The organism is Agrobacterium sp. CMT1, from assembly GCF_037203725.1.
GTDB lineage: Bacteria > Pseudomonadota > Alphaproteobacteria > Rhizobiales > Rhizobiaceae > Agrobacterium > Agrobacterium pusense.
Genome location: NZ_JBBCAR010000003.1, coordinates 295,968 through 320,681 on the forward strand (window position 1 = coordinate 295,968; position 24,714 = coordinate 320,681).

The 24,714-nt window shown below is 59.3% G+C and carries 25 protein-coding genes; 12 read left to right on the forward strand and 13 right to left on the reverse strand.

The window, feature by feature from the left end; all coding sequences use genetic code 11:
- Positions 1-124 precede the first annotated feature (124 nt).
- From WA845_RS06440 to WA845_RS06450, 3 genes are read left to right on the forward strand one after another with little or no spacing between them, the layout of a single operon-like run.
- Entirely contained in the window at positions 125-754 is a 630-nt protein-coding gene (locus tag WA845_RS06440) for a DUF1285 domain-containing protein (protein ID WP_004442985.1), read from the forward strand.
- The gene (locus WA845_RS06445; RefSeq protein WP_045532048.1) at positions 751-1,389 is read left to right on the forward strand and encodes a CoA pyrophosphatase; all 639 of its coding nucleotides are present in this window, start codon (positions 751-753) and stop codon (positions 1,387-1,389) included. Before WA845_RS06440 ends, WA845_RS06445 begins: the two co-directional genes overlap by 4 nt.
- Entirely contained in the window at positions 1,386-2,642 is a 1,257-nt protein-coding gene (locus tag WA845_RS06450; RefSeq protein WP_337322235.1) for a CCA tRNA nucleotidyltransferase, read from the forward strand. The genes WA845_RS06445 and WA845_RS06450 overlap by 4 nt, the downstream gene beginning before the upstream one ends.
- 26 nt (positions 2,643-2,668) lie before the next feature.
- Here WA845_RS06450 and WA845_RS06455 read toward each other — a convergent pair whose 3' ends face one another.
- The 3 genes from WA845_RS06455 to hemF form a co-directional block, all read right to left on the reverse strand.
- Positions 2,669-2,854 carry a DUF1059 domain-containing protein gene (locus tag WA845_RS06455; RefSeq protein ID WP_004442982.1) on the reverse strand — a complete coding sequence of 62 codons (186 nt, stop codon included), beginning with the start codon at positions 2,852-2,854 and terminating at the stop codon, positions 2,669-2,671.
- A 119-nt stretch (positions 2,855-2,973) separates the two neighbouring features.
- A complete protein-coding gene (locus tag WA845_RS06460) occupies positions 2,974-3,240 on the reverse strand; it encodes a hypothetical protein (RefSeq protein ID WP_112554090.1) in 267 nt (88 codons plus the stop codon).
- Between the two features lie 121 nt (positions 3,241-3,361).
- On the reverse strand, positions 3,362-4,273 hold the full coding sequence (hemF, locus tag WA845_RS06465) for an oxygen-dependent coproporphyrinogen oxidase (RefSeq protein WP_004442979.1): 912 nt from the start codon (positions 4,271-4,273) through the stop codon (positions 3,362-3,364).
- A gap of 128 nt (positions 4,274-4,401) precedes the next feature.
- Between hemF and WA845_RS06470 the strand changes: the two genes are divergently transcribed.
- Positions 4,402-4,677, forward strand: a complete 276-nt coding sequence (locus WA845_RS06470) for a hypothetical protein (protein WP_004442978.1) — start codon at positions 4,402-4,404, stop codon at positions 4,675-4,677.
- Positions 4,678-4,736: 59 nt separating this feature from the next.
- Here the strand turns inward: WA845_RS06470 and WA845_RS06475 are convergent, their stop codons facing one another.
- Complete coding sequence (locus tag WA845_RS06475; protein ID WP_022556698.1) at positions 4,737-6,389, reverse strand: Na/Pi cotransporter family protein; 1,653 nt, start codon at positions 6,387-6,389, stop codon at positions 4,737-4,739.
- Between the two features lie 173 nt (positions 6,390-6,562).
- On the reverse strand, positions 6,563-7,036 hold the full coding sequence (locus WA845_RS06480) for a tRNA (cytidine(34)-2'-O)-methyltransferase (protein ID WP_112554088.1): 474 nt from the start codon (positions 7,034-7,036) through the stop codon (positions 6,563-6,565).
- Between the two features lie 235 nt (positions 7,037-7,271).
- Between WA845_RS06480 and WA845_RS06485 the strand changes: the two genes are divergently transcribed.
- From WA845_RS06485 to WA845_RS06495, 3 genes are all read left to right on the forward strand, one after another.
- Positions 7,272-8,147, forward strand: a complete 876-nt coding sequence (locus WA845_RS06485) for a metallophosphoesterase (protein ID WP_112554086.1) — start codon at positions 7,272-7,274, stop codon at positions 8,145-8,147.
- Positions 8,148-8,524: 377 nt separating this feature from the next.
- Positions 8,525-10,375 (forward strand): ABC transporter ATP-binding protein, encoded by a 1,851-nt coding sequence (locus tag WA845_RS06490; protein ID WP_045532037.1) that lies wholly within the window; start codon positions 8,525-8,527, stop codon positions 10,373-10,375.
- A gap of 144 nt (positions 10,376-10,519) precedes the next feature.
- Positions 10,520-12,388 carry an ABC transporter ATP-binding protein gene (locus tag WA845_RS06495; RefSeq protein ID WP_112554084.1) on the forward strand — a complete coding sequence of 623 codons (1,869 nt, stop codon included), beginning with the start codon at positions 10,520-10,522 and terminating at the stop codon, positions 12,386-12,388.
- Between the two features lie 9 nt (positions 12,389-12,397).
- On the opposite strand, the gene WA845_RS06500 is transcribed toward WA845_RS06495, so the two are convergent.
- On the reverse strand, positions 12,398-13,330 hold the full coding sequence (locus WA845_RS06500; protein ID WP_112554082.1) for an endonuclease/exonuclease/phosphatase family protein: 933 nt from the start codon (positions 13,328-13,330) through the stop codon (positions 12,398-12,400).
- A gap of 309 nt (positions 13,331-13,639) precedes the next feature.
- Here WA845_RS06500 and petA point away from each other — a divergent pair, with 309 nt between their 5' ends.
- The 4 genes from petA to WA845_RS06520 all read left to right on the forward strand — a co-directional run bounded on the left by petA (position 13,640) and on the right by WA845_RS06520 (position 17,193).
- On the forward strand, positions 13,640-14,218 hold the full coding sequence (gene petA, locus WA845_RS06505; RefSeq protein ID WP_004442965.1) for a ubiquinol-cytochrome c reductase iron-sulfur subunit: 579 nt from the start codon (positions 13,640-13,642) through the stop codon (positions 14,216-14,218).
- Between the two features lie 14 nt (positions 14,219-14,232).
- The gene (locus tag WA845_RS06510; RefSeq protein ID WP_004442963.1) at positions 14,233-15,516 is read left to right on the forward strand and encodes a cytochrome b; all 1,284 of its coding nucleotides are present in this window, start codon (positions 14,233-14,235) and stop codon (positions 15,514-15,516) included.
- Between the two features lie 22 nt (positions 15,517-15,538).
- Entirely contained in the window at positions 15,539-16,426 is an 888-nt protein-coding gene (locus WA845_RS06515) for a cytochrome c1 (protein ID WP_004442961.1), read from the forward strand.
- Positions 16,427-16,650: 224 nt separating this feature from the next.
- Positions 16,651-17,193: an adenine phosphoribosyltransferase gene (locus tag WA845_RS06520; RefSeq protein ID WP_004442960.1), complete on the forward strand. Its 543-nt coding sequence runs from the start codon at positions 16,651-16,653 to the stop codon at positions 17,191-17,193.
- Between the two features lie 43 nt (positions 17,194-17,236).
- On the opposite strand, the gene WA845_RS06525 is transcribed toward WA845_RS06520, so the two are convergent.
- The 3 genes from WA845_RS06525 to ychF form a co-directional block, all read right to left on the reverse strand.
- Positions 17,237-17,704 (reverse strand): MaoC family dehydratase, encoded by a 468-nt coding sequence (locus WA845_RS06525; protein ID WP_004442959.1) that lies wholly within the window; start codon positions 17,702-17,704, stop codon positions 17,237-17,239.
- Positions 17,701-18,174, reverse strand: a complete 474-nt coding sequence (locus tag WA845_RS06530) for a MaoC family dehydratase (protein WP_006699462.1) — start codon at positions 18,172-18,174, stop codon at positions 17,701-17,703. Before WA845_RS06530 ends, WA845_RS06525 begins: the two co-directional genes overlap by 4 nt.
- A 296-nt stretch (positions 18,175-18,470) precedes the next feature.
- The gene (gene ychF / locus WA845_RS06535) at positions 18,471-19,574 is read right to left on the reverse strand and encodes a redox-regulated ATPase YchF (protein WP_004442957.1); all 1,104 of its coding nucleotides are present in this window, start codon (positions 19,572-19,574) and stop codon (positions 18,471-18,473) included.
- A gap of 241 nt (positions 19,575-19,815) precedes the next feature.
- On the opposite strand from ychF, the gene clpS reads away from it, so the two are divergent.
- Positions 19,816-20,127, forward strand: coding sequence for an ATP-dependent Clp protease adapter ClpS (clpS, locus tag WA845_RS06540; RefSeq protein ID WP_006699463.1), 312 nt, complete (start codon positions 19,816-19,818; stop codon positions 20,125-20,127).
- 3 nt (positions 20,128-20,130) lie between these two features.
- On the opposite strand, the gene WA845_RS06545 is transcribed toward clpS, so the two are convergent.
- The 4 genes from WA845_RS06545 to WA845_RS06560 form a co-directional block, all read right to left on the reverse strand.
- A complete protein-coding gene (locus WA845_RS06545; protein ID WP_337322236.1) occupies positions 20,131-20,583 on the reverse strand; it encodes a GNAT family N-acetyltransferase in 453 nt (150 codons plus the stop codon).
- Between the two features lie 7 nt (positions 20,584-20,590).
- Positions 20,591-21,307: an aminoacyl-tRNA hydrolase gene (gene pth, locus WA845_RS06550; RefSeq protein WP_004442954.1), complete on the reverse strand. Its 717-nt coding sequence runs from the start codon at positions 21,305-21,307 to the stop codon at positions 20,591-20,593.
- Between the two features lie 99 nt (positions 21,308-21,406).
- Entirely contained in the window at positions 21,407-22,120 is a 714-nt protein-coding gene (locus tag WA845_RS06555; RefSeq protein WP_048902733.1) for a substrate-binding periplasmic protein, read from the reverse strand.
- 17 nt (positions 22,121-22,137) lie between these two features.
- Positions 22,138-24,525: an EAL domain-containing protein gene (locus WA845_RS06560; RefSeq protein WP_112554078.1), complete on the reverse strand. Its 2,388-nt coding sequence runs from the start codon at positions 24,523-24,525 to the stop codon at positions 22,138-22,140.
- Positions 24,526-24,714 lie beyond the last annotated feature (189 nt).

The following is a 24,714-nucleotide window of genomic DNA, read 5'->3' on the forward strand; positions in this document are numbered from 1 at the left end:
GGCCGCCAGCCGGAACGGATTTTGCGCTGCATATAGCTTATTGCTCTCTTGGCCGCTGACAAGCGCCATTCGAATGACTATGTCGTGACTTAGTATTTCCTTATCGGCAAAGCGAGACTCGAATATGGCAGCGGAGACGATAAATTCGGCTGATGATGCGGCTGGCCTTGCGGCGTTGATTTCCCGCGCCGCGGAACAGACCGGTGACGCCAGGCGCGGACCGGCCCCGGTGGACCGCTGGAATCCACCCTTTTGCGGCGATCTCGACATGGAAATCCGCGCTGACGGCACCTGGTTCTACCTCGGCACGCCCATTGGCAGGGCGCCGCTGGTGCGGCTGTTTTCGACTGTTCTGCGCAAGGATGAGGATGGCAAAACCTATCTTGTAACTCCTGTGGAAAAAGTCGGGATCCGGGTCGTCGATGCGCCTTTCGTCGCCGTGGAAATGAAGGTGACGGTGGGCGAGGAGGATGGGGAGCCTGTGCTCACTTTCCGGACGAATGTTGGCGACGTGGTAGAGGCGGGGCGGGAGCATCCGCTGCGGTTTGAAATTTCGGGCGAAAACCGCGAGTTGAAGCCCTATCTTCTGGTCCGCGGCCGTCTGGAAGCGCTTGTCTCGCGAGCCGTGATGTACGACCTCGTCGCCCTCGGTGAAGTGATCGAGGTAAACGGCGTCGACATGTTCGCGGTGCGCTCGGGCGGCGTCGTTTTTCCAGTCATGCCCGCCAATGAACTGGAACGGCTTTCGCAATGACGATCACGACAATAGGCCTCAAGGCTTTTACTGCCAGCGACTTCCGCCGCCGGGTGCTGCAGGAGGGCGAGGGCGTGGCCGAGCGCGAAAATGGCGACCATGTCCTCAATCCGGGCGTGGTGCTGTCCGGGAACGGCATCAAGCTGAAAGACGCCGCCGTGCTGGTCCCGGTTATCGATGACGGCAATGATGCCCGGGTGATCTTCACCCAGCGCACCTCCACCTTACGCAAACATTCAGGTCAGATTTCCTTCCCGGGCGGCGGTATCGACGCCGAGGACCGCACGCCGGAAGAGGCAGCATTGCGCGAAGCGGAGGAGGAAATCGGTCTGTCCCGGTCCTTCGTGGAAACTGTGGGGCGATTGCCGGATTATATCTCCGGTACGGGTTTCCGGATAAAGCCGGTGCTGTCCGTTGTTCGGCCGGGCTTCGACCTCACGCTCAATCCGGCGGAAGTGGACGAAGTTTTCGAGGTGCCGCTGTCCTTCCTGATGAACCCTGAAAACCACGCGCGCGGTAGCCGCATCTTTCAGGGGAAGGAGCGGTTTTTCTATGAAATGCCCTATGGTGAACGCTACATTTGGGGCATTACGGCGGGCATCGTCAGGACGATTTACGAAAGGTTTTATTCATGAACAGCCTTGCCGGCCAGGACTGGTTCGAAAAACCGGCGCTGAAGCGCATTTTCGCGCTTTTGAATGCCGATGGCGGCGAGGTGCGGATCGTCGGCGGCGCGGTGCGCAACGCGCTGATGGGGCTGCCGGTGGTCGATATCGACATGGCCACGACGCTGACCCCCGACGTGGTTGTTGCGCGGGCCAAGGCTGCGGGCATCAAGGCGGTGCCAACAGGCATCGAGCATGGCACGGTAACGCTGGTCATCGACGGTGAAGGTTTCGAGGTGACGACGCTGCGCCGCGATGTGGAGGCCAATGGCCGCCACGCACAGGTGGCCTTCGGCACCGACTGGCAGACCGATGCCGAGCGGCGCGATCTCACCATCAATGCTCTTTATGCCGATGAAAAGGGCGAGATCATCGACCTTATCAACGGGTTGCCCGATATCGAAACCGGAACCGTGCGCTTCATCGGCGATGCGGCGACGCGAATTTCGGAAGATTATCTGCGGATTCTCCGCTTTTTCCGCTTCTTTGCCCATTATGGCTCTGGCCGCCCGGATGCCGATGGCTTGCGAGCCAGCGCACGGGCCAAGGACAGGCTGGCGACGCTTTCGGCCGAGCGGGTGTGGAGCGAGTTGAAAAAGCTGCTTTCGGCCCGCGATCCTTCCCGCGCCCTGCTCTGGATGCGGCAATCGGGCGTTCTGACGGAAATTCTTCCCGAAACCGAGAAATGGGGTATCGACGCCATTCACGGTCTGGTCGCGACGGAGCAGGCTCTTGGCTGGGCGGTGGATCCAATGCTGCGGCTTGCCGCGATCGTGCCGCCGGATAGGGAGAAGATGGCCTCTCTGGCCGCGCGGCTCAGGCTGTCCAAGGCAGAAGCTGCCTACCTTGCCCATTGGGCCTCGGCCCCGCCGGCAGATCCCGAACTGAAGGAGACGGCGCTCGACCGGCTGCTTTATCGTCAAGGTGTCGAAGGCGTGAAGACGCGGCTGAAACTCGCGCTTGCCTCCGCTCGTGCCGATATTTCGGCCGGCGAGACAGCCATGCAAAAGGTTGCGCGGTTTTCGACGCTGCTGGCGAGGGCGGAGAAATTCCAGAAGCCCGGATTTCCCTTAAGCGGTGCAGACGTGATGGCAGCGGGCGTCGCGGCCGGTCCGCAGGTCGGCGAGGTGCTGAAAAGCCTTGAGGAAAAGTGGATCGACGTCAATTTCTCGCTTGACCGGGCAGCGTTGACCGCCCGGCTTAAAGAGATGCTTCAGAACTGATATTGCCAGAGCGCTGACACTCCGGTCTAAGCCGCATTCGCCTCGTCGCGGATGCGGGCCTTGATGTTCTCGATCATATTTTCGCGGATAACGGTTTCGCCGTGGGCCGAGCGCATATGCTCCACCGTGCGGCGGACGACTTCAGCATCGTCATCTGCGCGTGTATGCCAGGCGCAGCCCGGCACGAGCGTTCCACATTCAAAAAGTCTCATGGTCTTGCCTCCCTGCTTCAGAAAAAGGCAGCATTGAAGTGACGTGCTGCCCTTCCGTTATGAAACAAAAGTCCGCCGCTTATGTTCCAAAGCGGCGTCCTTGAGCGCTGATACCGGACTTATTCGGGCATCGCCCAGCACTGGAAAACGGAGGACGTCCCGGCCGGCGGGATTTTTGTGCTGGATCGTTCGTCGTTATCCGCGCGCTTCACGGCTTTTCCGGCGAGCGTGCGTTTCACCTGTTCGACATAAAAGGAATGCGGCAGTTCGCGATCACCCGTTGAGCGCATTTCGGCGGCCAGGCGGTCAATCAATGCGGTGGTATCGATGGATTGCGATGCTCCCTCGGCGGAAGCAGAAATAGGCATGCTGTTCGAAGTAATCATGACGATAGCTCCTCCAGTACGTCTGCGGGAGGAGACTACCACTGCCTTGATTTTTCCATAAGTCCTAATTTACGCTATTTGCGACAAAATGGCTGATAAGCGTCAAATTTGCGTGAGGTTTTCAGGGCCAGCGCACTACCGGCGGCAGGGAGGACAGGATCGATTCGACATTGCCGCCGGTCTTCAGTCCAAAGATGGTGCCGCGATCGTAGAGAAGGTTGAATTCCACGTAGCGGCCACGGCGAATAAGCTGCTCGTCGCGGTCCTCTTCCGTCCAGTTCTGGTTGAAATTGGCGCGGACGATTTTCGGATAGACCAGATTGAAGGCCCGGCCGACATCCTGCACGAAGGCGAAATTGGCGTCCCAGCCGCCATTTTGCTCTTGCGGATGCAGCCAGTCGAAAAAGATGCCGCCGGTGCCGCGCGGCTCGTCGCGGTGCTTCAGGTAGAAATACTCGTCGCACCACGTCTTGTATCGTGGATAGTCCGCCACGGGATGGCGGTTGCAGGTGATCTCGAAGGCGCGGTGGAACAGCTGGGTATCGGCGTCCTGTTGCGTCCGCCTGCGGCCAAGCACCGGCGTCAGGTCCGCGCCGCCGCCGAACCAGTGGCTGGTGGTGACCACCATGCGGGTATTCATATGCACGGCCGGCACATTGGGATTGACCGGATGGGCGATGAGCGACAGTCCCGACGCCCAGAAGCGCGGGTCTTCTTCCGCGCCCGGTATCTGCTTGCGGAATTCCGGCGAAAATTCGCCGTAGACGGTGGAGGTGTGCACGCCAACCTTTTCGAAGACGCGCCCTTCCATCATAGACATCTTGCCGCCGCCGCCTTCACCATTGTCACGCAGCCAGTCTTTCTGGACGAAACGGCCCGGTTCCTGATCGGACAAGGGGCCGGTCAGTTCGTTTTCCAGGGTTTCGAAGGAGGCGACGATGGTGTCGCGCAGATGCTGGAACCATGCCTGGGCAACGGCCTTCTTGTCTTCAATGTCCTCGGGCAAGCCCTTCGGCAAGATCGGCCGTTCCATGTCTCATTCTCCTGCGGTGTAGTCTGTCATGCCGCCTCTAGCAGGTGTTTGCGCCGCGCACAAATTCGACTCGCCAAGTCAGCGTGTCGACACTATCTTTAAAGACGTAGGTGCCAGAGGTGAATATCATGACGAAATTTACCGGACCGCCGCCCCTCGACGGGCTGAAGCGCAGAATTGCCAATCACCGCAGGGAGCGCGACAGCGCCGGCGGCGAACAAAAGCGTGAGGGCATGTTCGTGCGGCAAACGTTCTGTCTGGGACGCGAAGAAGCCCGCGCCAAGGCCCGAGAATGGTTCGACAGCTTTCCCAAGGCCGCTTACTGGACTGAAGTGGAAAGCTGGCGGCAGCTGGAAGGTGACCGCATCGAATTCACCATGCGCCGGCTTCCCTCGGCAGACTGATTTTTAGAGTGCTTTCGTCTTTCCGTACCGAAAAACCGGACGACGCTTCCTGAAATCCTCTAGGCGCGCGGCTCGGCGTATCGCAAACGGCTTTCGATCAGCACGCCGCTTTCATCCAGAATGGGGTGCGCCACCGAAACGATATGGGCGTTGATACGCTTGAGGTCGCGCAGCATGTCGAGATGCAGCGAGCTTGTCTGCATGCTTTCCGTCAGTCCATCGCGCAGCCGCTCCAGATGGCGGTTGGAGGATTGTTTTTCGAGGCGGCGAATATCCACCTTGCTTTCCATCAGCCTGCGGGCAAGTTCGAAATCGCCGGTCACCAGAATGCTCTGGGCGGCGCGCAGGTTCTCGATGGTCATGTCGAACAGGGTCTTCAACTCCTCATAACCGTCATCGGAAAATTTGAAGCTGTTCAGCACCTTCTTGCGGATCTGTTCGCAAATGCCCTTTTCGATGATGTCGCCGATATGTTCGAGGTTGATGGCATAATCGATGATTGCGATCGAACGGCGGGCATCCTCATCGTCAAGCCCCTTGCGGCCGAGCTGGGACAGATAGACCTTTACTTCCTGCTGGCGGCGGTCGACCTTTTTTTCAAGCAGGGATATTTCGGCAAGCGGCGCCAGGTCGTTGTGCTTGAAGGCGTTTTCGGCGCGGATCAGCATTCGCTCGATGCTGTCGCCGACGACCAGGACCTCCCGCGTTGCATTGGCCAGTGCCACCACCGGCGTTGCCAGCGCCTGTTGATCGAGGAAATTCGGGCCGTCTTCGGCTTTCGGATCACCGGGAACCAGCTTCGTCATCAGATCCGAGATGAGGCCCGAGAAGGGCCATGCGAGCGCGGCCAGGATGACGTTGAAGATGAGATGGGCGTCGACCGGCAGTTTCGCGGGTGAAAGCGGCAATTGCTGCAGGAACTCCGCGCCATAGGAGGCGAGCGGCAGGGCGATGAGGCAGCCAGTGGTGCGCACCGCGAGATTGCCTATGGTGATGCGCCGCGCCGAGGCGGGGCCGGAAAGCGTGGCGATGACCGGAGGAATGGCGCCGCCGAGATTGGCGCCGAGAATGAGGACGATGACGAGGCCGGTGGAAAGCGTTCCGGTGGCCGCAAGCGACAGGATCAACACCACCACGGCAAGGCTGGAGGAGGAGACGAAGGCAAGCACCGCGGAGAAAATCAGCGCAACCGGCCAGGCCCCGTCGAGCAGGCCGATAAAGACGGCAAGCGCGGGCGAGGCGCGCATGGGCTCGGTCGCGCCGCTCAGCAGATGCAGTGACAAAAGCATCAGGCCGATGCCGATCAGCGCCGTTCCGCCGCCCTGCCTGGCGTTGGAGCTTCCCTTCTTGAGCACGATGCCCGCGAGGATCAGAAGCGGTGACAACCATTCGACGCCCGCCGCCACGATCCACGCGGTCACGGCGGTGCCGACATTGGCGCCAAGCAGCACAACCTGCGCCATGCGCGGCTTGATGAGGTCACGTTCGGCGAAGGAGGCGACGGTGAGAGCGGTTGCCGTGGAGCTCTGCAGCGCGACGGTGGCGAAGAAGCCGGAAAAGAAGGATCGGGGCCCGTTCTGGGTGCCGGTGGCGAGTACGCTCCTCAGTTTCATGCCAAAGGCACGGGTCACGCCATCCTTCACCTGGGCGAGGCCGAAGAGCAGCAGCGCGACCGCGCCGAGAAGATTGACGATGACAATGGTGGACTGCATGCGACGTCTCCACACACCCGCCGGCGGACCGTCTCGGCGAGGGCGATTTTTATTGTCCGGCTAATCAGTATAGGAGCGTGAACGCCTCCGGTACAGGCCGGGTTGCGACAGTTTCGCGGCAAAAACGGCCAATTTTCAAATTTGCCTGAAAAATTAGCTGTAAAGATGGCAGGTCAGGACCATGAGGTCTGGCGCAAGGCCTCGCCGGTGACCATCGCAGCCGACATCGCAACGTTGATCGAGCGCTGCCCGGCGACCATCGGAATGATGATTCGCTCATCCGCCTTTTCATGCACGTGATCAGGCACGCCCGCACTTTCGCGGCCAAAGAGCAGGATATCGTCGGCACGATAGGTGGTATCAGTATAGGGCAGGGCTGCCTTGGTGGAGGCGAGGACGAGCCGCCGGCCGGTGGTTGCCCGCCATTCCTCGAAGCGATCCCAGCTGACATGGCGCGTGAGGGCGGCCGCCGCAATGTAGTCCATGCCGGCCCGTTTCAGATTGCGATCCGAGATGTCGAAACCTGCGGGTTCGATGATGTCGACGCCAAGGCCAAGGCAGGCGGCCAGCCGCAGGATGGTGCCGGTATTGCCGGGAATGTCGGGCTGGTAAAGGGCGATTCTGATTTCGGTCGTGGTGCCGGACATGGAGATCTCACTGCGGTTGCTGTGCTCGTCCGATTATCACGCGCAGGCAAGGGACGACAGGCAGTTTGCGAAAAGTCCCTCTCGGGTGCCATTACAGACCGGATATTCATGCGCGTGACACACTGGGCGGCTACCCATTCACCAGTACATCATCAGGCTTGCCCGAACCATCGGGGAACGGTTGACGTCGGCCTACTTGAGCCGGATCTTCTGCACGCAGGAACAGGCGTATAGCATGTCCGAACGGGTGAATTTCGTCCATCTGACCGATCTGCATGTGGGCAATCCGCAGGTGCAGGATGACGATCTTTATTCAGAGACCTCGGCCACGCTTTCCACGACGCTTGCGCAGATCAAGGCGCTGGTGCCGCCGCCCGAATTCATCGTCGTCAGCGGCGATCTGACCAATCGGGGCGATGCCGGCAGCTATGAGGAGCTCAAGCGTCTGATAAAGGAAGCGGAACTCGGTATGCCTGTGCTCTTCGCGCTCTGCAATCACGACCGCCGCGATGGATTTTATCCCGTGATGCTCGATCGCCACGAGGATCTGGACGAGCCCTATGACCATGCCGAGGTGATTGCCGGCATTCACATCATCGTCATGGACACCAGCGTTCCCGGCAAGGTTGGGGGTGCTTTCGAACCCGGACAGGTCGAATGGCTTGAGGATGAGCTGGAAAACCATCCCGAATTGCCGAAGCTGCTGGTGATGCACCATGCGCCGGCGCTTGATTTCGACCGTCCCGATGCGGAGTGGGAATCCCTGTCCTTTGACGATACCGAGATTCTGGACGAGCTGCTGTTCGAACATGACATCATTGGTATTCTGGCAGGCCACATCCATTACGACCGCATGTCACACTGGCAGGGCATTCCCATCGTGGTCGGTATCGGCCAGCATTTCGCGACCGATCCTCTGTGGCTGCATGAGGGCGTACGCATGCTCTCCGGCGCATCTTTCGCCATCGGCACGATAAGGGATATGGGTCTGACCGTTACCTTTGCCCCGCAGCCCAGCGACCGGCGGGAACTCAAGCGCCATACTCAGGCCGGAATGATCGAGTTGATCACGGAATATGAGAGTGGTCAGGCGCAGGACGCAGCCGAATAAGGCGATGCAGCACGGCAGGCGGTGGTCGGAAACCTTTGCGGGTAAATCCGTCCTATTGTGCTACTCGACACATCTTGAGTTTTCGAGCGTGTCGGTGTCTTTCCGGCTGGTCATTGCTTAATTTTTGCGCTACAAGGCCATATCTTCAACACCAGCCAAGGGAGGTTCTTATGCCAAATGACATTCGTATTCGCCTCCCGGCCCCAGTCGTGCTGCTGCTGGCCTAGGTGTTACTCTGCGGCTCGGCCGCGTTTCCCATATTCCGATTCGTCATGTGGCTGTCACGGCCATGTTCAAAGACTTTTCCGTTCCGTCGTGGGCCATATTGCGTCCGCTTACCTTTGACGACGGGACGATTTATTGCCGGAGCTTGGCCTATGTTTGGCTGGTTTGAAAAACGTCTCGATCCCTTTCCGTCTTCGACGCCTTCCGTGCCGCCGAAGACGCTTCTGCCGTTCCTGTGGCATTATGTGAAGCCCGCCTGGCCGTGGCTGCTGCTGCTCGGCCTGATGTCGATGGGCATCGCCGTTGCGGAAGCGATGCTTTACAAATTCCTCGGCAATATCGTCGACTGGCTTTCCACGGCCAATCGCGAGACGTTTTTTGCCGATGAGGGCTGGCATCTGATCATCATGGCCGGGCTGGTGCTGTTTCTGCTGCCGCTGATGGGCGCGATCCACACCATGACGATGCACCAGACGCTTGCCGGCAATTTCGGCATGATTGCGCGCTGGAAAATGCACCGTTTCCTGCTGCGCCATTCCATGACGTTTTTCGCCAATGAATTTGCCGGCCGGGTTTCGACCAAGGTCATGCAGACGGCGCTGGCGATCCGCGAAGTGGCACTGAAGGTCATCGACGTCTTCGTCTACGCGATCAGCTTTGTCGTTTCGATGCTGTTCATGGTCGCGGCTGCCGATTGGCGACTGGTTATCCCCCTTTTGGTCTGGCTGGGTATCTACATGGGTATCCTCGCCTATTTCGTGCCCAAGCTCGGTCGGCTGGCGCAGGAGCAGGCCGATGCGCGCTCCATGATGACGGGCCGGATCGTCGACAGCTATACGAATATCTCGACGATCAAGCTGTTTTCCCATGCGGGCCGCGAGGAGAGATACGCGCGTGAGGGCATGAACGTGTTTCTTGGAACCGTTCACCGCCAGATGCGCAAGATTTCCGGCTTCAACATCCTGATCGACCTGAACAATGCGGTGGTTCTGTTTTCAACGGCCGCGCTCGGTCTCTATTTCTGGATGCAGGGTTCGGTGACGGCTGGCTCCGTCGCCATTGCCATCAGCCTTGCGATGCGCGTCAACGGCATGTCGCAGTGGATCATGTGGGAAGTCACCTCACTGTTCGAAAATATCGGCACGGTCTATGACGGCATGTCGATGATGACGAAGCCGCATGACATCGTCGACGTTCCGAAGGCTCCGGAACTTGCGGCCCCGCAGGGCGGCATCCGCTACGACAACGTCCGCTTCCACTATGGCAAGAACAAGGGCGTGATCGACGGGCTGACGCTTGATATCAAGCCGGGCGAAAAGGTCGGTCTGGTCGGGCGTTCGGGGGCGGGCAAGACGACGCTGATGAACCTGCTGCTGCGTTTTTACGATCTGGAAGGCGGCAGGATCACCATCGACGGTCAGGACATCTCCAAGGTGTCGCAAGACAGCCTGCGAGAATTGATCGGTGTCGTGACGCAGGATACGTCGCTGCTGCACCGCTCGATCCGCGACAACATTGCCTATGGTCATCCGGAAGCCACCGACGAGCAGGTGATTGCGGCAGCAAAGCGGGCCAATGCCTGGGATTTCATCGAAACGCTGGTCGACATGCATGGTCGCCAGGGCCTCGATGCCCAGGTAGGTGAACGCGGCGTGAAACTGTCGGGCGGCCAGCGCCAGCGTATCGCAATTGCGCGCGTCTTCCTCAAGAACGCGCCGATTCTGGTACTTGATGAGGCGACCTCGGCGCTCGATTCAGAAGTCGAGGCGGCAATTCAGGAGAACCTGTTCTCGCTTATGGAAGGCAAGACGGTGATCGCCATTGCCCACCGTCTCTCGACGCTGACCGAAATGGACCGGCTGATCATTCTGGACAAGGGCCGGATCGTGGAAGCGGGCAGCCACGCGGAACTGGTGGCAATGGGCGGCATTTACGCCGATCTGTGGCGGCGCCAGTCCGGCGGCTTCATCGCCGATCACGAGGCGGAAGCGGCTGCGGAGTAAGGAAAGACGGAGGGCGGGAAACAGGGTTCCCGCCCTCCGTCTTTTATTCCCGCCTTTTTCATTCTCGGAACGTTACCGAAATATAATCTCTCACCGTAGCCTCCGCGGCTGTTCCCGCACCGGGAATCCGCCTATATCCGGATCATGCTCATTACCCGCATCTTCGAGTATTTCGAGAACTGGATAAAGCCCTTCGACCGCAAGGACGATTTGCGGCCGCCGGAAAGCACGTTCGCCTTCATCTGGTTTTATTTTTCGCAGGCGAAAGCGCCGTTCTTCGCGATGCTGGTGCTGGGTGGGCTGACTGCGGCCATCGAGGCGGCGCTTTTCTGGTTCGTTGGTCGGCTCGTTGATATTCTCTCGACGGTAAAACCGGAAGAAGGCTGGGCCGGGTTGCTTTCCACCCATGGCGGCGAACTCGTCGGCATGCTTGTCCTGATCGGCGTCATCCGCTTCATCGTCACGATGCTGACGGCGCTGGTGGATCAGCAGATCATCACGCCCGGCTTCTACAATCTGGTGCGCTGGCAATCCTACATGCATGTGGCGCGGCAGTCGCTGACCTTTTTCCAGAACGATTTTTCCGGCCGCATCGTCACCAAGGTCTGGTCCGGCGGGCAGGCGGCGGGCGACCTTGTGACCTCGTTGATGGAAAGCGTCTGGTTCGTCGGCATCTATTCCGTCTCGATGCTGTTTCTGATCGGGGGGCTGGACTGGCGGCTTGCGGTCGTCGTCGTTGTCTGGGTGGCGATCTTCTCGCTGCTGGCGCGCTATTTCGTGCCGCGCATCCGCTATCATTCAAAAGAAACGGCGGAAGCCGCCTCAATGCTTTCCGGCCGCATGGTAGATGCCTACAGCAATATCCAGACCCTGCGGCTGTTCGGGCGCGACGACGCCAATGACCGCTACATGCGGCAGGGCTTCGATATCTTTCAGCGTGCGACGATGACGTTCACGCGGTTCATTACCGGCGTGCGGGCATCGATGGCGCTGCTGTCAGGCGTTATGATCACGTCCATGGCGGCTCTCTGCATCGATCTGTGGCTTTCCGGCAAGATCAGTTCCGGTGCGGTGGCCTTCACGCTGGCGCTGGTGCTGCGTCTCAATTTCCTGCTGGGGCGCCTGATGACGCAGTTCAACGGCATCATGCGCAATTTCGGCACGGTGCAGAACGCCGCCGAGTTGATCTCTCAGCCGATCGGTCTGGTCGATGCGCCTGACGCGGTTATGCTGGAGGTTAAAAAACCGAGCATTCGTTTCGAGAATGTCAGTTTCCACTATGGCCGAAAGAACGGCGTCATCGACCATCTCAATCTCGACATCAGGGCAGGGGAAAAGGTCGGCATCGTCGGACGCTCCGGCGCGGGAAAATCCACCCTCGTCAATCTGCTGCTGCGGTTTTACGATGTCGAGAAAGGACGCATTCTCATCGACGGGCAGGATATTGCGGGGGTAACCCAGGAATCGCTGCGGGCCCATATCGGCATGGTTACGCAGGACACATCGCTGCTGCATCGCTCTATCAGGGACAACATCCTGTTCGGCCGCACCGACGCCAGCGAAACGCAATTGCAGGAGGCGACGCGACGGGCCAAGGCGGACGACTTCATCAAGCGGCTGGAGGATCAGCGCGGACGCACCGGTTTCGACGCCCATGTGGGCGAACGCGGGGTGAAACTCTCCGGCGGCCAGCGCCAGCGCATAGCCATTGCCCGTGTGATGCTGAAGGATGCACCAATCCTCGTGCTTGATGAGGCGACCTCGGCGCTCGATTCCGAGGTAGAGGCTGCGATCCAGAGTAATCTGGACGAGCTGATGCAGGGCAAGACGGTGCTGGCAATCGCCCACCGCCTTTCGACCATCGCGGCGCTCGACCGGTTGATCGTGATGGATCAGGGGCGCATCGTCGAGCAGGGCACGCATTCGGAACTGGTCTCGCGGGGCGGACTCTATTCGGAGCTCTGGGCGCGGCAATCGGGCGGGTTTCTCGCGGCAGACGAGGCGATCCCGTAAAGCGCGGCGCTATTTGCCGATCATGAAGTCGGCCATCAGGCCGTAATGATTGGAGCCGAGACTGTCCGGCAGGCGCGTGGTTTTTATCAGCGTTGCCGGTTCACGGGCGAAGATATGGTCGATGGCTATGCCGAAACGTCCTGCTTCCGTTGGCCAAGTCGCGGGCTCCCAGGGCGCTTTCCTGAGATCGTTGGCGGCCAGAAAATCCCGCATATCGGGAGCGATGCTTGCCGAATTGAAGTCTCCTGCAAGAATGAGCGGCCCGGTGACGCGGTAGAGAATTTCGCTGACCTCGTCCAGCTCGTCGCGGTGATAATCGTCGAAATAGGGCTTGGTAAGATGTGCAGCGGCAAGCGTGACTTCCCTGCCGTCGAGATCGATTTTGGCGATCGCGAAACGGTCGCGGCGCAGGTCGCTAAGACTATGAAAATGGCCTTCGAGCAAAGGCCGCTTCGACAGGATCACGAGGTCACAGCCCGGCGTTCCCTCGAAGCAGCCCAGCCTGTGCGGATATGTCTGTTGCAGACGCGGCAGAGCCGATTGCAGGGCGTCCGCTTCAAAGAGATAAACCGCATCGGCGCGTGATTCGACAATCGCGTCGGCAATCACCTCCGCATTGGCGGCGTTATCCATCAGCACATTGAAGGAAAGCAGCCTGAACGGCTGCGCATCCGGTGCGGCCGTGGCCGATGTCGAAAAATCCAGAAGCATGGCCACCGCATGGACGGCGAGCGCAATCGACCAGACCAAGAGCACGGCGGAAAAGGCGTCGCGCATGAGCCAAAATACCAGCCATGACAACAGGATGCAGATAATGGCGATATGAAGCTGGAAGCTGGTGACGAAGGCAAGAAGCCAGAAATCGGTGATGTAGCGCAGACTGGCAATGACGAGAACGGCAGCAACCGCCGTGGAGACCATGCACGAGAGCTTCGCCGTCATCCGAATCCCTGCTTTCCAAGCTCTCCCTCGTAGTCTCCTAACATGGCGCCTTTGGGTGCACAATGTTGCCCGACTGCCAGAGGCGGCGAAAAAATGAGAAGCAAATCGGGCGCTTCGGGCAGAATTACGGCAGCTTTGTGTGCTTTGCTCTTGCCAAGTCGGTCAATATTTTGCGATCACACAGAGTGACGCGGTTTCTTGATGCCGCAGTTGTGTCCAGGACGGTGGGACGGAGATTGTCCTGGATCAAATCATAGCGGGAGGACTCATGCGATTTACGGCAAAAACAGCGCAGAGGATGGTGTAGCGGTGAGCGAGCACGTAACCAATCACGACGCTTCGGGTGAACCGACCCGTCGCGATTTTCTTTATCTAGTGACAGGAATGGCGGGTGCCGTCGGTGCCGCCGCAGTTGCATGGCCTTTCATTGACCAGATGCGCCCCGATGCATCGACGCTGGCGCTGGCCTCCATCGAGGTGGATGTCGCGGCGGTCGAGCCGGGCATGTCACTTACCGTCAAGTGGCGCGGCAAGCCGATTTTCATCCGCAACCGCACGGAAAAGGAAATCGAGGAAGCCAAGGCGGTCGCTCTTGGCGAACTCAAGGATCCGGTGGCGCGCAACGCCAACATTGCCGCCGACGCGCAGGCGACCGATATCGACCGTTCTGCCGGCGAGGGTAAGGAAAACTGGATCGTCATGGTCGGTTCCTGCACCCATCTCGGCTGCGTTCCGCTCGGCCAGGCCGGTGATTTCGGCGGATGGTTCTGTCCCTGCCATGGCTCGCACTACGATACGGCGGGCCGCATACGTAAGGGTCCGGCGCCGCAGAACCTCGCCATCCCGACATTTGCATTCACATCCGATACCGTGATCAAGATCGGATAAGGGGACAGATATTCATGAGTGGTCATTCCAGTTATCAGCCGTCTACCGGCATCGAGAGGTGGATCGATTCGCGGCTTCCCTTGCCGCGCATGATCTATGACAGCTTCGTTGCCTATCCTGTCCCGCGTAATTTGAACTACGCCTACACTTTCGGCGCGATGCTCTCCGTCATGCTGATCGTGCAGATCCTCACCGGCGTCGTGCTGGCCATGCATTATGCGGCCGAAACGACGGTTGCCTTCAATTCCGTCGAAAAGATCATGCGCGACGTCAACCACGGCTGGCTGCTGCGCTACATGCATGCCAACGGCGCGTCGTTCTTCTTTATCGCGGTTTACCTGCACATCGCCCGTGGCCTCTATTACGGCTCCTACAAGGCGCCGCGTGAAATCCTCTGGATTCTTGGCTGCGTCATCTTCCTGCTGATGATGGCGACGGGCTTCATGGGCTATGTTCTGCCCTGGGGTCAGATGTCCTTCTGGGGCGCGACCGTCATCACCGGCTTCTTCACGGCGTTTCCTGCCATCGGCGAATGGATCCAGCAGTTCCTGCTCGGCGGCTTTGCCGTGGATCAGCCGACGCTGAACCGCTTCTTTGCGCTTCACTATCTGCTGCCCTTCATGATTGCGGGCGTCGTTATCCTGCATATCTGGGCGCTGCACGTCACCGGCCAGACCAATCCTACCGGCGTCGAAGTGAAGAGCAAGACCGACACCGTTCCCTTCACGCCCTATGCGACGCTGAAGGATGCGCTCGGTGTTTCCGTGTTCCTGATCGGTTATGCCTGGTTCGTCTTCTACATGCCGAACTTCCTTGGCCACCCTGATAACTACATCATGGCAGATCCCTTGAAGACCCCGGCGCATATCGTTCCGGAATGGTACTTCCTGCCGTTCTACGCCATGCTGCGCGCCATCACCTTCAACATCTGGGTCATCGACTCCAAGCTGGGTGGCGTTCTCGTGATGTTCGGCGCAATCGTCGTGCTGTTCTTCCTGCCCTGGCTCGATACGTCGAAGGTTCGCTCCGCCGTCTATCGTCCCTGGTACAAGATGTTCTTCTGGCTGTTCGTGGTGAACGCCATCATGCTCGGCTGGCTGGGTTCGCGCCCGGCGGAAGGCACCTACGTCATCATGTCGCAGATCGGCACGCTTTATTACTTCGGTTTCTTCCTCGTCATCATGCCGATCCTCGGTCTGGTCGAAACGCCCCGGCGTATTCCGAATTCCATTACCGAGGCCGTTCTCGAAAAGAACGCCGCCAAGTCGGGTGCCGCGCCTGCGGCTGCCGAAATCTGAGCGCGAAGGAAGGATGACGACAATGAAGAAGCTTGTAACGAGCATCGCGCTTTTCGCCGCCATCGGCTGTTCCTTCACCGTCGCCTCGGCGGCGGAGGAGAGCCATGACCTCGCCACCAAGACGGAACATGCGATTGCCGGGGGCCACTTCCCGGTGATCAAGCCCGAGGAGCAGAGCTGGTCATTTGCCGGTCCTTTCGGCAAATATGACAAGGGCCAGCTTCAGCGTGGTCTCAAGGTCTACAAGGAAGTCTGCTCGGCCTGCCATTCCATGAGCCTTGTCTCTTTCCGTACGCTGGAGGATCTTGGCTATTCGGAAGAGCAGGTAAAGGCTTTCGCCGCTGAATATGAAGTGCAGGACGGTCCGAATGCCGACGGCGAAATGTATAATCGCAAGGCCGTGCCGTCAGATCATTTCCCGTCGCCATTCCCTAACCATGAGGCGGCTGCTGCCGCCAATGGTGGCGCCGCACCGCCAGACATGTCGCTGCTTGCCAAGGCGCGCGGCGTGGAGCGTGGTTTCCCGCAATTCATCATCGACATGATCCCGATCGTCGGCGGTTATCAGGAGGGCGGCCCGGATTACATCCATGCGCTGCTGACCGGATATCAGGACCCGCCGGCTGGTGTTGAAGTGGCCGAAGGCACACATTTCAATCCGTATTTCGTCAGCGCGGTCGCGTTGAAGATGGCGCCGCCGATCAGCGCCGATCAGGTGACTTACGACGATGGTGCGCCGCAGACCGTGGATCAGTATTCCAAGGATGTGGCCGCCTTCCTGATGTGGGCTGCAGAACCGCATCTGGAAGAGCGCAAGCGCACCGGCTTCATGGTCATGGTGTTCCTGTTCATCTTCACCGCGCTGATCTACCTCACCAAGAAATCGGTCTACGCCAACAAGGAACATTGATCGGCACTACGGTGCCGGCAGTCATCGGCCCCCATGGTCCCATGGGGGCCTTTTTATTAGAAGTCTGGCATTGACCTGGTTGTCGTTCACAAGATGCGGATTTGCGATGCGCCATACCAATCGCGTTGGCCGAAGGTTGCGCGGGTCCTTTTTAGTTGGTGCGCCGCCGTCAAGTTGATAGGGTGGCCCGAACCATCCATTTCCCATTTTTAACTGGAAATACCATGACCGTTATCGCTTCGGAGCTTTCCGCTGCCATCCGTTCCATTCCCGACTATCCGAAGCCGGGCATCATCTTCAGGGACATCACCACGTTGCTTGGCAACCCCCGCGCATTCCGCCGCGCCGTGGACGAACTCGTACAACCTTATGCGGGAACGAAGATCGACAAGATCGCGGGCATGGAAGCGCGCGGCTTCATTCTGGGCGGCGCGGTGGCGCATCAGCTTTCGGCCGGTTTCGTGCCGATCCGAAAGAAGGGAAAGCTCCCGCATGCCACGGTAAGGGTTGCCTATAGCCTAGAATACGGCGTCGATGAAATGGAAATGCATGTTGATGCGGTGCAGCCGGGTGAAAAGGTCATTCTGGTCGATGACCTGATTGCGACCGGCGGGACTGCCGAGGGCGCTGTCAAGCTTTTGCGCCAGATGGGCGCCGAGATCGTCTCCGCCTGCTTCGTTATCGATCTGCCTGATCTCGGCGGCCGCAAGAAACTCGAGGACCTCGGTGTCGAGGTACGGACCCTGGTGGAATTTTCCGGTCATTGAGCGGCGGGTGGGGCAGGTCGCAATGACATGCCCCGAAGCTCGCTTATTCGAATTCCAGAACCCCGCTCTGGAAAGTCAGGACGGTCTCTCCCGACTGGTTGACCCCTTCGTTAAATGTGGTGTTCAGCCAGATACCGGCTCGGGATTCCAGCGCCCGGGTATCGAGCAGGGTGACGAAGTAGGTGACATCGTCTCCCGCGAAGACCGGCTTTTTCCATTTAAGTTCGCGAAAGCCCGGTGAAGGGCCGAGTTTTGGCGGTTCAAGGCCCTCAAGCTTCAGTCTTTTAACCTCTTTGGCCCAGTACGAGAGAAAACACTTCATCCAGCCTGCACCAGTGTGCCATCCAGATGCGCAAAGTGCGCCAAAAACGCTGTTCTTTGCGGCTTCGGCATCAAGATGAAATGGCTGCGGATCGAAATCGCGGGCGAAGCGAATAATGTCTTCGGCGGAAAAATGCAGCGTATCGAGGGTCACTCGTTCGCCGATCGGGGAGAGTTCTGCCAGTCTCATGCCGCAATACCTCCATTGCCGCGCATCAGGAACATCACGGTGTTTTCGCCGTGCGACACCAGAACGCCGCGCTGGTTATAAAGCTCGTGGCGAAATTTCACGAGGCCGATACCGGGGCGCGAAGCCGAAGGGCGCTGCTCCAGCACGATGGATTTCCCAGAAAGCCTATCTCCTGCCAGAACCGGCTTCTTCCAATCAACGTAGTCGATGCCGGGGCTGCCCTGCGACGTCGAATCCGAGATATAGCTGTCCGCCATCATTCGCATCAGCAGACTGCAGGTGTGCCAGCCGGAAGCTGCAAGCCCACCAAGAATGCTCTGGCGGCCTGCTTCTTCGGAAAGATGCATGGGTTGCGGATCGAATTCGCTGGCGAAAGCAATGATCTGCCCCGCGGAGATCGGTTGCGGTCCAAGCGGAAACTCCCGCCCTACCGTGAAATCCTCGTAAGCATAGGTCGCGACCGGCGCCATGGTTTCCTCCCTTCGCACAGTCAATACCGTCGCATCTAAGAGGATTTTTCCCTTTACGTAAAGGTCAAATCGGTGGCGCAATATCGGAGCGGGAAGGCGCTATGGAGCGAGCGGATGCGTCTTGCATCTTCCCCCGCCGCGGAGAAGGTCGCGGCAGCGGGATGAGCGGGCGAAGGTAGCGAGCTGCGGCAACGTCGCCCTTCATCCGACCCTTGGGGCAATCTTTTCCCCGGTCGGGGAGAAGAAACAAGCGGCTGGGTCCGCCCCACAAAAGAAGCAAGCCCGTTCAGATCAAATCAGGTATTAAAGCGGAAGTGGATGACGTCGCCGTCCTGAACCACATATTCCTTGCCTTCGTCGCGTCCCTTGCCAGCTTCCTTGGCGCCGACTTCGCCCTTGTAGGTAACGTAATCGTCAAAGCCGATGGTGAAGGCGCGGATGAAGCCGCGTTCGAAATCGCTGTGGATGACGCCGGCGGCGGCGGGTGCTTTGGTGCCGCGCACGATCGTCCATGCGCGTGTTTCCTTGGGGCCGACGGTGAAATAGGTGATGAGGTCGAGCAGGTGGTATCCCGCACGGATCAGCCGGTCGAGGCCGGCCTCGTTAAGACCAAGGGCCGAGAGGAATTCTTCAGCTTCATCGGCTGGAAGCTGTGCGACTTCGGCTTCGATCGCCGCCGAGATGATCACGCATTCCGCACCCTGTTGCTTCGCCATTTCTGCGACGGCTGCGGTGTGCTCGTTGCCGGACGATGCGTCGGCTTCCGAGACGTTGCAGACATAAAGCACCGGGTGCGATGTCAGAAGGTTGAGGCCTTTGAGGATTTCGATTTCCTCGTCCGCCAGTGTCTTCAAAAGCAGGCGTGCCGGCTTCCCGTCGGTGAGCAGCGCGATGACGGCTTCCATGACAGGCAGTTGGGCCAGCGATTCCTTGTCCTTGCTGGTGGCGCGCTTGCGCGTCTGCTCGACGCGGCGTTCCAGGCTTTCGAGATCGGCGAGCATCAGCTCGGTCTCGATCGTTTCGGCATCGCCAACCGGGTTGATGCGGCCTTCCACATGGGTGATATCGTCGTCTTCAAAGCAGCGCAGCACGTGTACGACGGCATCGACTTCGCGAATGTTGGCGAGGAACTTGTTGCCGAGACCCTCGCCCTTCGATGCGCCGCGAACCAGACCGGCAATATCGACGAAGGAGATGCGGGTCGGGATGATTTCCTTCGAGCCGGCGATGTCGGCAAGGATTTTCATGCGCGCATCGGGCACCGCCACTTCGCCGGTATTCGGTTCGATGGTGCAGAAGGGATAGTTGGCGGCCTGTGCGGCGGCCGTTTTCGTCAGCGCGTTAAAAAGAGTGGACTTGCCGACATTCGGCAATCCAACGATACCGCATTTGAAGCCCATGGCTTGAAACCTGTCCGTTTGAAAGAATTCGTTGAGGAGCCTTTTGCGGAAAGGGCGGGGGAAGGTCAAGCCCGCGGGTCGATTTGGGCCGGCAAAGGCTTCTTAAAGGCGAGGAATTCCTGACAGACTTGCCGATGGCGTGGTTGCGGCGCAATATAAGCGGGTCAAGCGATCGATCTTTCGTCATCAACGGGGTTTTCCCATGAGCAACCGCGATGAACGGCAGGCACGAGCGGCCATGATGAGCGACAGTCCTGTCGATCTCAAACCAAAACCGAAGGTCAAGCCAAAGCTGGAGCGGCCGAAGCTCTACAAGGTCATTCTGCTGAATGACGACTATACGCCACGTGAGTTCGTGACTGTGGTGCTGAAAGCCGTGTTCCGCATGAGCGAGGAGGCCGGCCACCGGGTGATGATGACGGCGCACCGTTTCGGCAGCGCGGTGGTCGTCGTTTGCGAACGTGATATTGCCGAGACGAAGGCCAAGGAGGCGACCGATCTCGGCAAGGAAGCGGGATTTCCGCTGATGTTCACGACCGAGCCGGAGGAGTGAGCATCAATCCTGCCGGATCTGGAAGCCGGTCTTGTCCTGCACGAAGCCGCAGCTTTCGTAAAAGGCGTGAACCTCCGGGCGTTGTTGCCCTGTCAGCAGCATCACCTTGTAACAATTCGCCGCAAAAGCCGCCTCGACGGCATGGCGCACGACCGCGCGGCCATATCCGCGGCCGCGACGGTTTTCCAGTGTCACCACGTTTTCGATAAGAGCATAGGGACGGGCGGCGCGCGTGAGATTTGGAACAATCTGCAGCGTGGCGGTAGCGACCGCTTCCTCGCCTTCGGTCGCAAGAAACACGGTCAGACCCGGCTGGGCGAGCATGGCCGCAAAAGCCGTCTTTGCTTCTTCCGTCGTCATTTCCGGGTCGGATGGATTAAGCGCCCGGTAGAGATCAAGCAATCCAGCCAGATCGCTGGTTCCGGCTTCGCGCAGGGTGATGGTCTTCGAAGACATTCGCGATCTAGTCCTTCTTGCCGAACATCCGCTTCAGCATCTCGGCCATCGGCCCGGTCTCCGGCAGCTTTTTAGGCTGGGCGCTGTTGCGTGCCTGGTGGATATGAGACTGCGCGGCGGGTTTGGCTGCCTTGGCCGGCTTCTCGGCTTCGGGCTTGCTGCCCGTGGCCAGCGCCAGCTTGTTCATCAGCTGGGAATCCTCCGCCTTCACCAGCATGGCGGCGTTGTCGGCAATCGCATCCAGCAGCGGCTCCAGCCAGACCCGGTCGGCCTTGGCGAAATCGCCCAGCACATGGCCGTGCACGCGCTCCTTGTCACCGGGATGCCCAATGCCGAGGCGCAGGCGTCGGTAATCCTTGCCGCAATGGGCGTCGAGCGATTTCAGGCCGTTATGGCCACCGTGACCGCCGCCGGTCTTGATGCGCACGCGCCCGGCCGGAAGATCGAGTTCGTCATGGATGGCGATGATGTCCGCCGGCGTGAGTTTGAAGAAGCGCATAGCTTCGCCCACGGATTCGCCCGACAGGTTCATATAGGTCTGCGGTTTCATCAGCAGGACCTTTTCTCCGGCGATCTCGCCTTCGGAAATCTCGGCCTTGAATTTCTTTGACCAGGGCGCGAACGAAGGCAGGCGCTGTAACGCATCCACCGCCATGAAGCCGATATTGTGCCGGTTTCCGGCATATTGCGTGCCGGGATTACCAAGTCCTGCGATGATCTTCATGAAGCATGTCCGCGTTGTGCCTGATGATGCTGTTGTCACCACCCTGAAATCCGCTGGCTGTCAATCTTTTTGTGGGGTTGCGGCAATGCCGGCCGACGCTCAGGGCCTGATGAGATCGTAACGGTCGAAGATCCGCTGTTGTGTCCCGTCGGCGATCAGCTCATCGAGACGGGCCTGCAATTTCGCGATAACCTCGTCCGGCACGCTCTTGTTGCAGGCAAGCCCAAGCTGCTGTCTCGACAGCGTTATCACTTCCCTGAAAGTGTGCGCCGGCAGGCTCTTGAAGGTGCTTTCCGACATGGGCATAAGGTCGATGCGTCCGGCCGTCAGCTTGTGAAGCGTGATCTCGAAATCCGCGCCGACATCCACCTGCGGAAAACCGAGCGTTTCCAGAAGGGTTTCGGTGTAGTCGCCGCGCTGGGTTCCAACCCGGTATTTCTTGGCGTCTTCGAGGCTCACGACATTGATATTCGCCTTGCGCCGCGCCACGAGAATGTTGCGATCGATGTGGATTGGCGAGACCCATTTGAAGAGCTTTTCCCGCTCGGCGGTCCTCGCCGTGGCGAAGGCACAATGCATCGGCTGTGTTGTGGCAAGGGCGATCGCCCGGGCCCAGGGCATGACGGCGACCTCGTAGCTGGTGCCGGTGTCCTCAAGAATGATCTTGAGCTGGTCGAAATAGACGCCGCGTACGCTGCCGTCACTGCCCTGCAGGTTGTAGGGCGGGTAGACTTCTGTGGTCAGGAAAAGCTTGGCCGCGCAGACGGGATTGGCAAGAGCAAGAAAGACCAGGCAAAAGCGGATCAATCCCATGACTACTCCCCGTCGGCTCAGGCTTGTCGCGCCGCTGCGCGGCTTTGTCCGGACCCGGCCTCATAAGTGGCAATCAGTCGCTCGACGGGCTGCGGGCGAGCGAAAAAGTAACCTTGGCCATAATCGGCACCCATATCCGCCAGAAGCAGCTTCTGCTCCTCCGTCTCGACACCCTCGGCGATGACAACGCAATTCATCTTGTGCGAGATGGCTGCGATACCTTCGACCAGCATGCGGTTGCGCTGCCGGATTTCCACCGTATCGTCGCAGATCGAGCGGGTGAAGGATTGGTCGATCTTTACAATATCGACCGGAAAGCGGCTGAGATAGCTGAGCGACGAGTAACCCGTGCCGAAATCATCCAGCGCGATGCGGCAACCCAGCTGATGGATGGCGGTGAGGATCGCCCGGATCTGTGGATCGTCCTTCATGATGACCGCTTCGGTGATTTCGATGACCAGCCGCCCGGGAAGAATGCCGTGCCGGTGCAACAGTCCGGCAATGCGTGTCGGCAGTCCCGGTTCGAACTGCAATGGCGAAAAATTCACCGCCACATAGGTTTGCGCCATGCCCGGCAGGCGCGACAGCCTGGCGAGATTGGCGACCGACTGATCAAGGATCACGTTGCCGATACGGTGAATGGTTCCGTTCTCTTCCGCAAGGCTGATGATGGCTGCGGGGGAAAGCAACCCCTTATCCGGATGGTTGAGGCGCAGCAAGGCCTCGAAACCCGCTGTCTGGCCGGTTGCAATGTTTTGAATTGGCTGAAAATAGGCCTCGAACCAGTCTTCGGAAAGCGCCTGCGCGATATCCCGTTCCAGTTCCGCATGTTCGCGAGCCCTGTCCATGATCGAGCTGTCGAAGACCTGGGAGCCGTTCTTGCCTGTCCGCTTGCGGGTATACATGGCCATGTCGGCGTTCTGCAGAAGCTCGGAGGCACTCGCGGCGTGAAGGGGGTAGACCGCCATACCGATACTGGCGCTGAGGCGGATGCTGTTGTTCTCGATTTCAAATGGAGTGTCCAGCAGGGTGCAGATGCGCTCACAGAACTGCAGGGCGCGCTCTTCCACCTTGTCACCGGCCAGCAGGATTGCGAACTCGTCTCCGCCCAGACGCGAGGCGCTGTCCAGCGGTGTCAGCAGCGGCTGCAGTTTTAATGTGAATTCGCGCAGAACGGCATCGCCTGCGGCGTGACCGAGATTGTCGTTGATGGCCTTGAACCGGTCGAGATCTATGAACAGGCAAGCGAGTTCGCTGCCGTTCCTGTCCGCATCGCGAATCTGCAGGTCGAGGATGGCCTCGAAGCCCTGACGGTTGAAGAGGCCGGTCAGATGGTCGGAAATGGCCTGCTGGCGATTACGTTTTTCCGACTGCCGAAGTTCGGTCACGTCGGTCATAACGCAGAGGCAGGTGCTGTGATGGGCCGTATCGCTGGAATCGAGGGCTTTTTCTAGGATAAGGGCATCCATGACGCTGCCATCCCTGCAGTGGAAGCGAACGGTGATGCCTGCCTGTTGGGTGTCACCCGCCTGATGCGCCGCCTTGCGTTCCTGGAATAATGTCCGGTCATCGGGGTGGATGAGGTCGGCGAAATTCAGGCCGAGTATTCTGGCGCGGTCATAACCGGTCGCCTGCACCCAGTAGTCGCTGACGGCGGCGATCCTGTCGTGCCTGTCCAGCGAAAACAGCATGGCCGGCGTGCGGTTGTAGATTTCCGTCTTGCGGGCGTGGGCGTTCTTTATCTCCAGCTCTTCTTTTTCGAGCTGGCTCTGCATTTCGTTGAAGCTTTTCGCCAGCCGGCCGATCTCGTCTTTCGACCGCCAGTCGACGTGGTGGCGGGAGCCGAGGCGTCGTGTCGCTTCTATTGCCGCGGCCAGCCGCATCAGCGGACGGATGACCATGAAGCGGTTACCGGCAATGGCGGCAAGGACCATGGTGAGAATGGCGAGGATGAAAATCGTGATAAAGGCCAGTTCGGTGCGGCTTAGAGAGGTCAGAAGACCGACATCATCGTAATACACCGTCAATTGGCCGACCGTGACGGGCCCCTTGGTCGTCTTGTAGATAACCTCGCGCGTCGTCGAGGCGGCATCCTGGATGATGTCGCTGCCGGCGGTCTGAACGACATCAAGCTGGCCGGACGTATCCTTGACCTCGACCATACGGATCATGGGATCGGAGACAAGGGTTCCGGTAATCTGGTTTATCGTGTCGTCATCGAGGTCCCACAGGGGGCGGGCCAGCGCCTGCGTATTCGTCGACAGCAGAATTTCGATATGGTTGCGCTGGCTGCGAATAGCCTCGTTATAGGAAAGTGTCAGCAAAAGCGTGAAGAGCGGGGCGACCACTGTAAGAAGTGCGCCGGAAACAATCGCGATAAAGCGACTTTCGACGGAATGAGCCATGTTCGATTGCAGCTACCCTTTGCCCCAGACTTGCTGCGCCCTGTTTCATCCTTTCGGACAGAGATGCGTCAGATCCCGGGCCGAGCCCTTTCCCCACGCTATTTCTCGACCCGCCGGTGTTTCCATGAGGGCGCAAGGGTATCGTTTCATGGAAGTGTTAATCGACGCTGAAGCACGGCCCGCATCGCT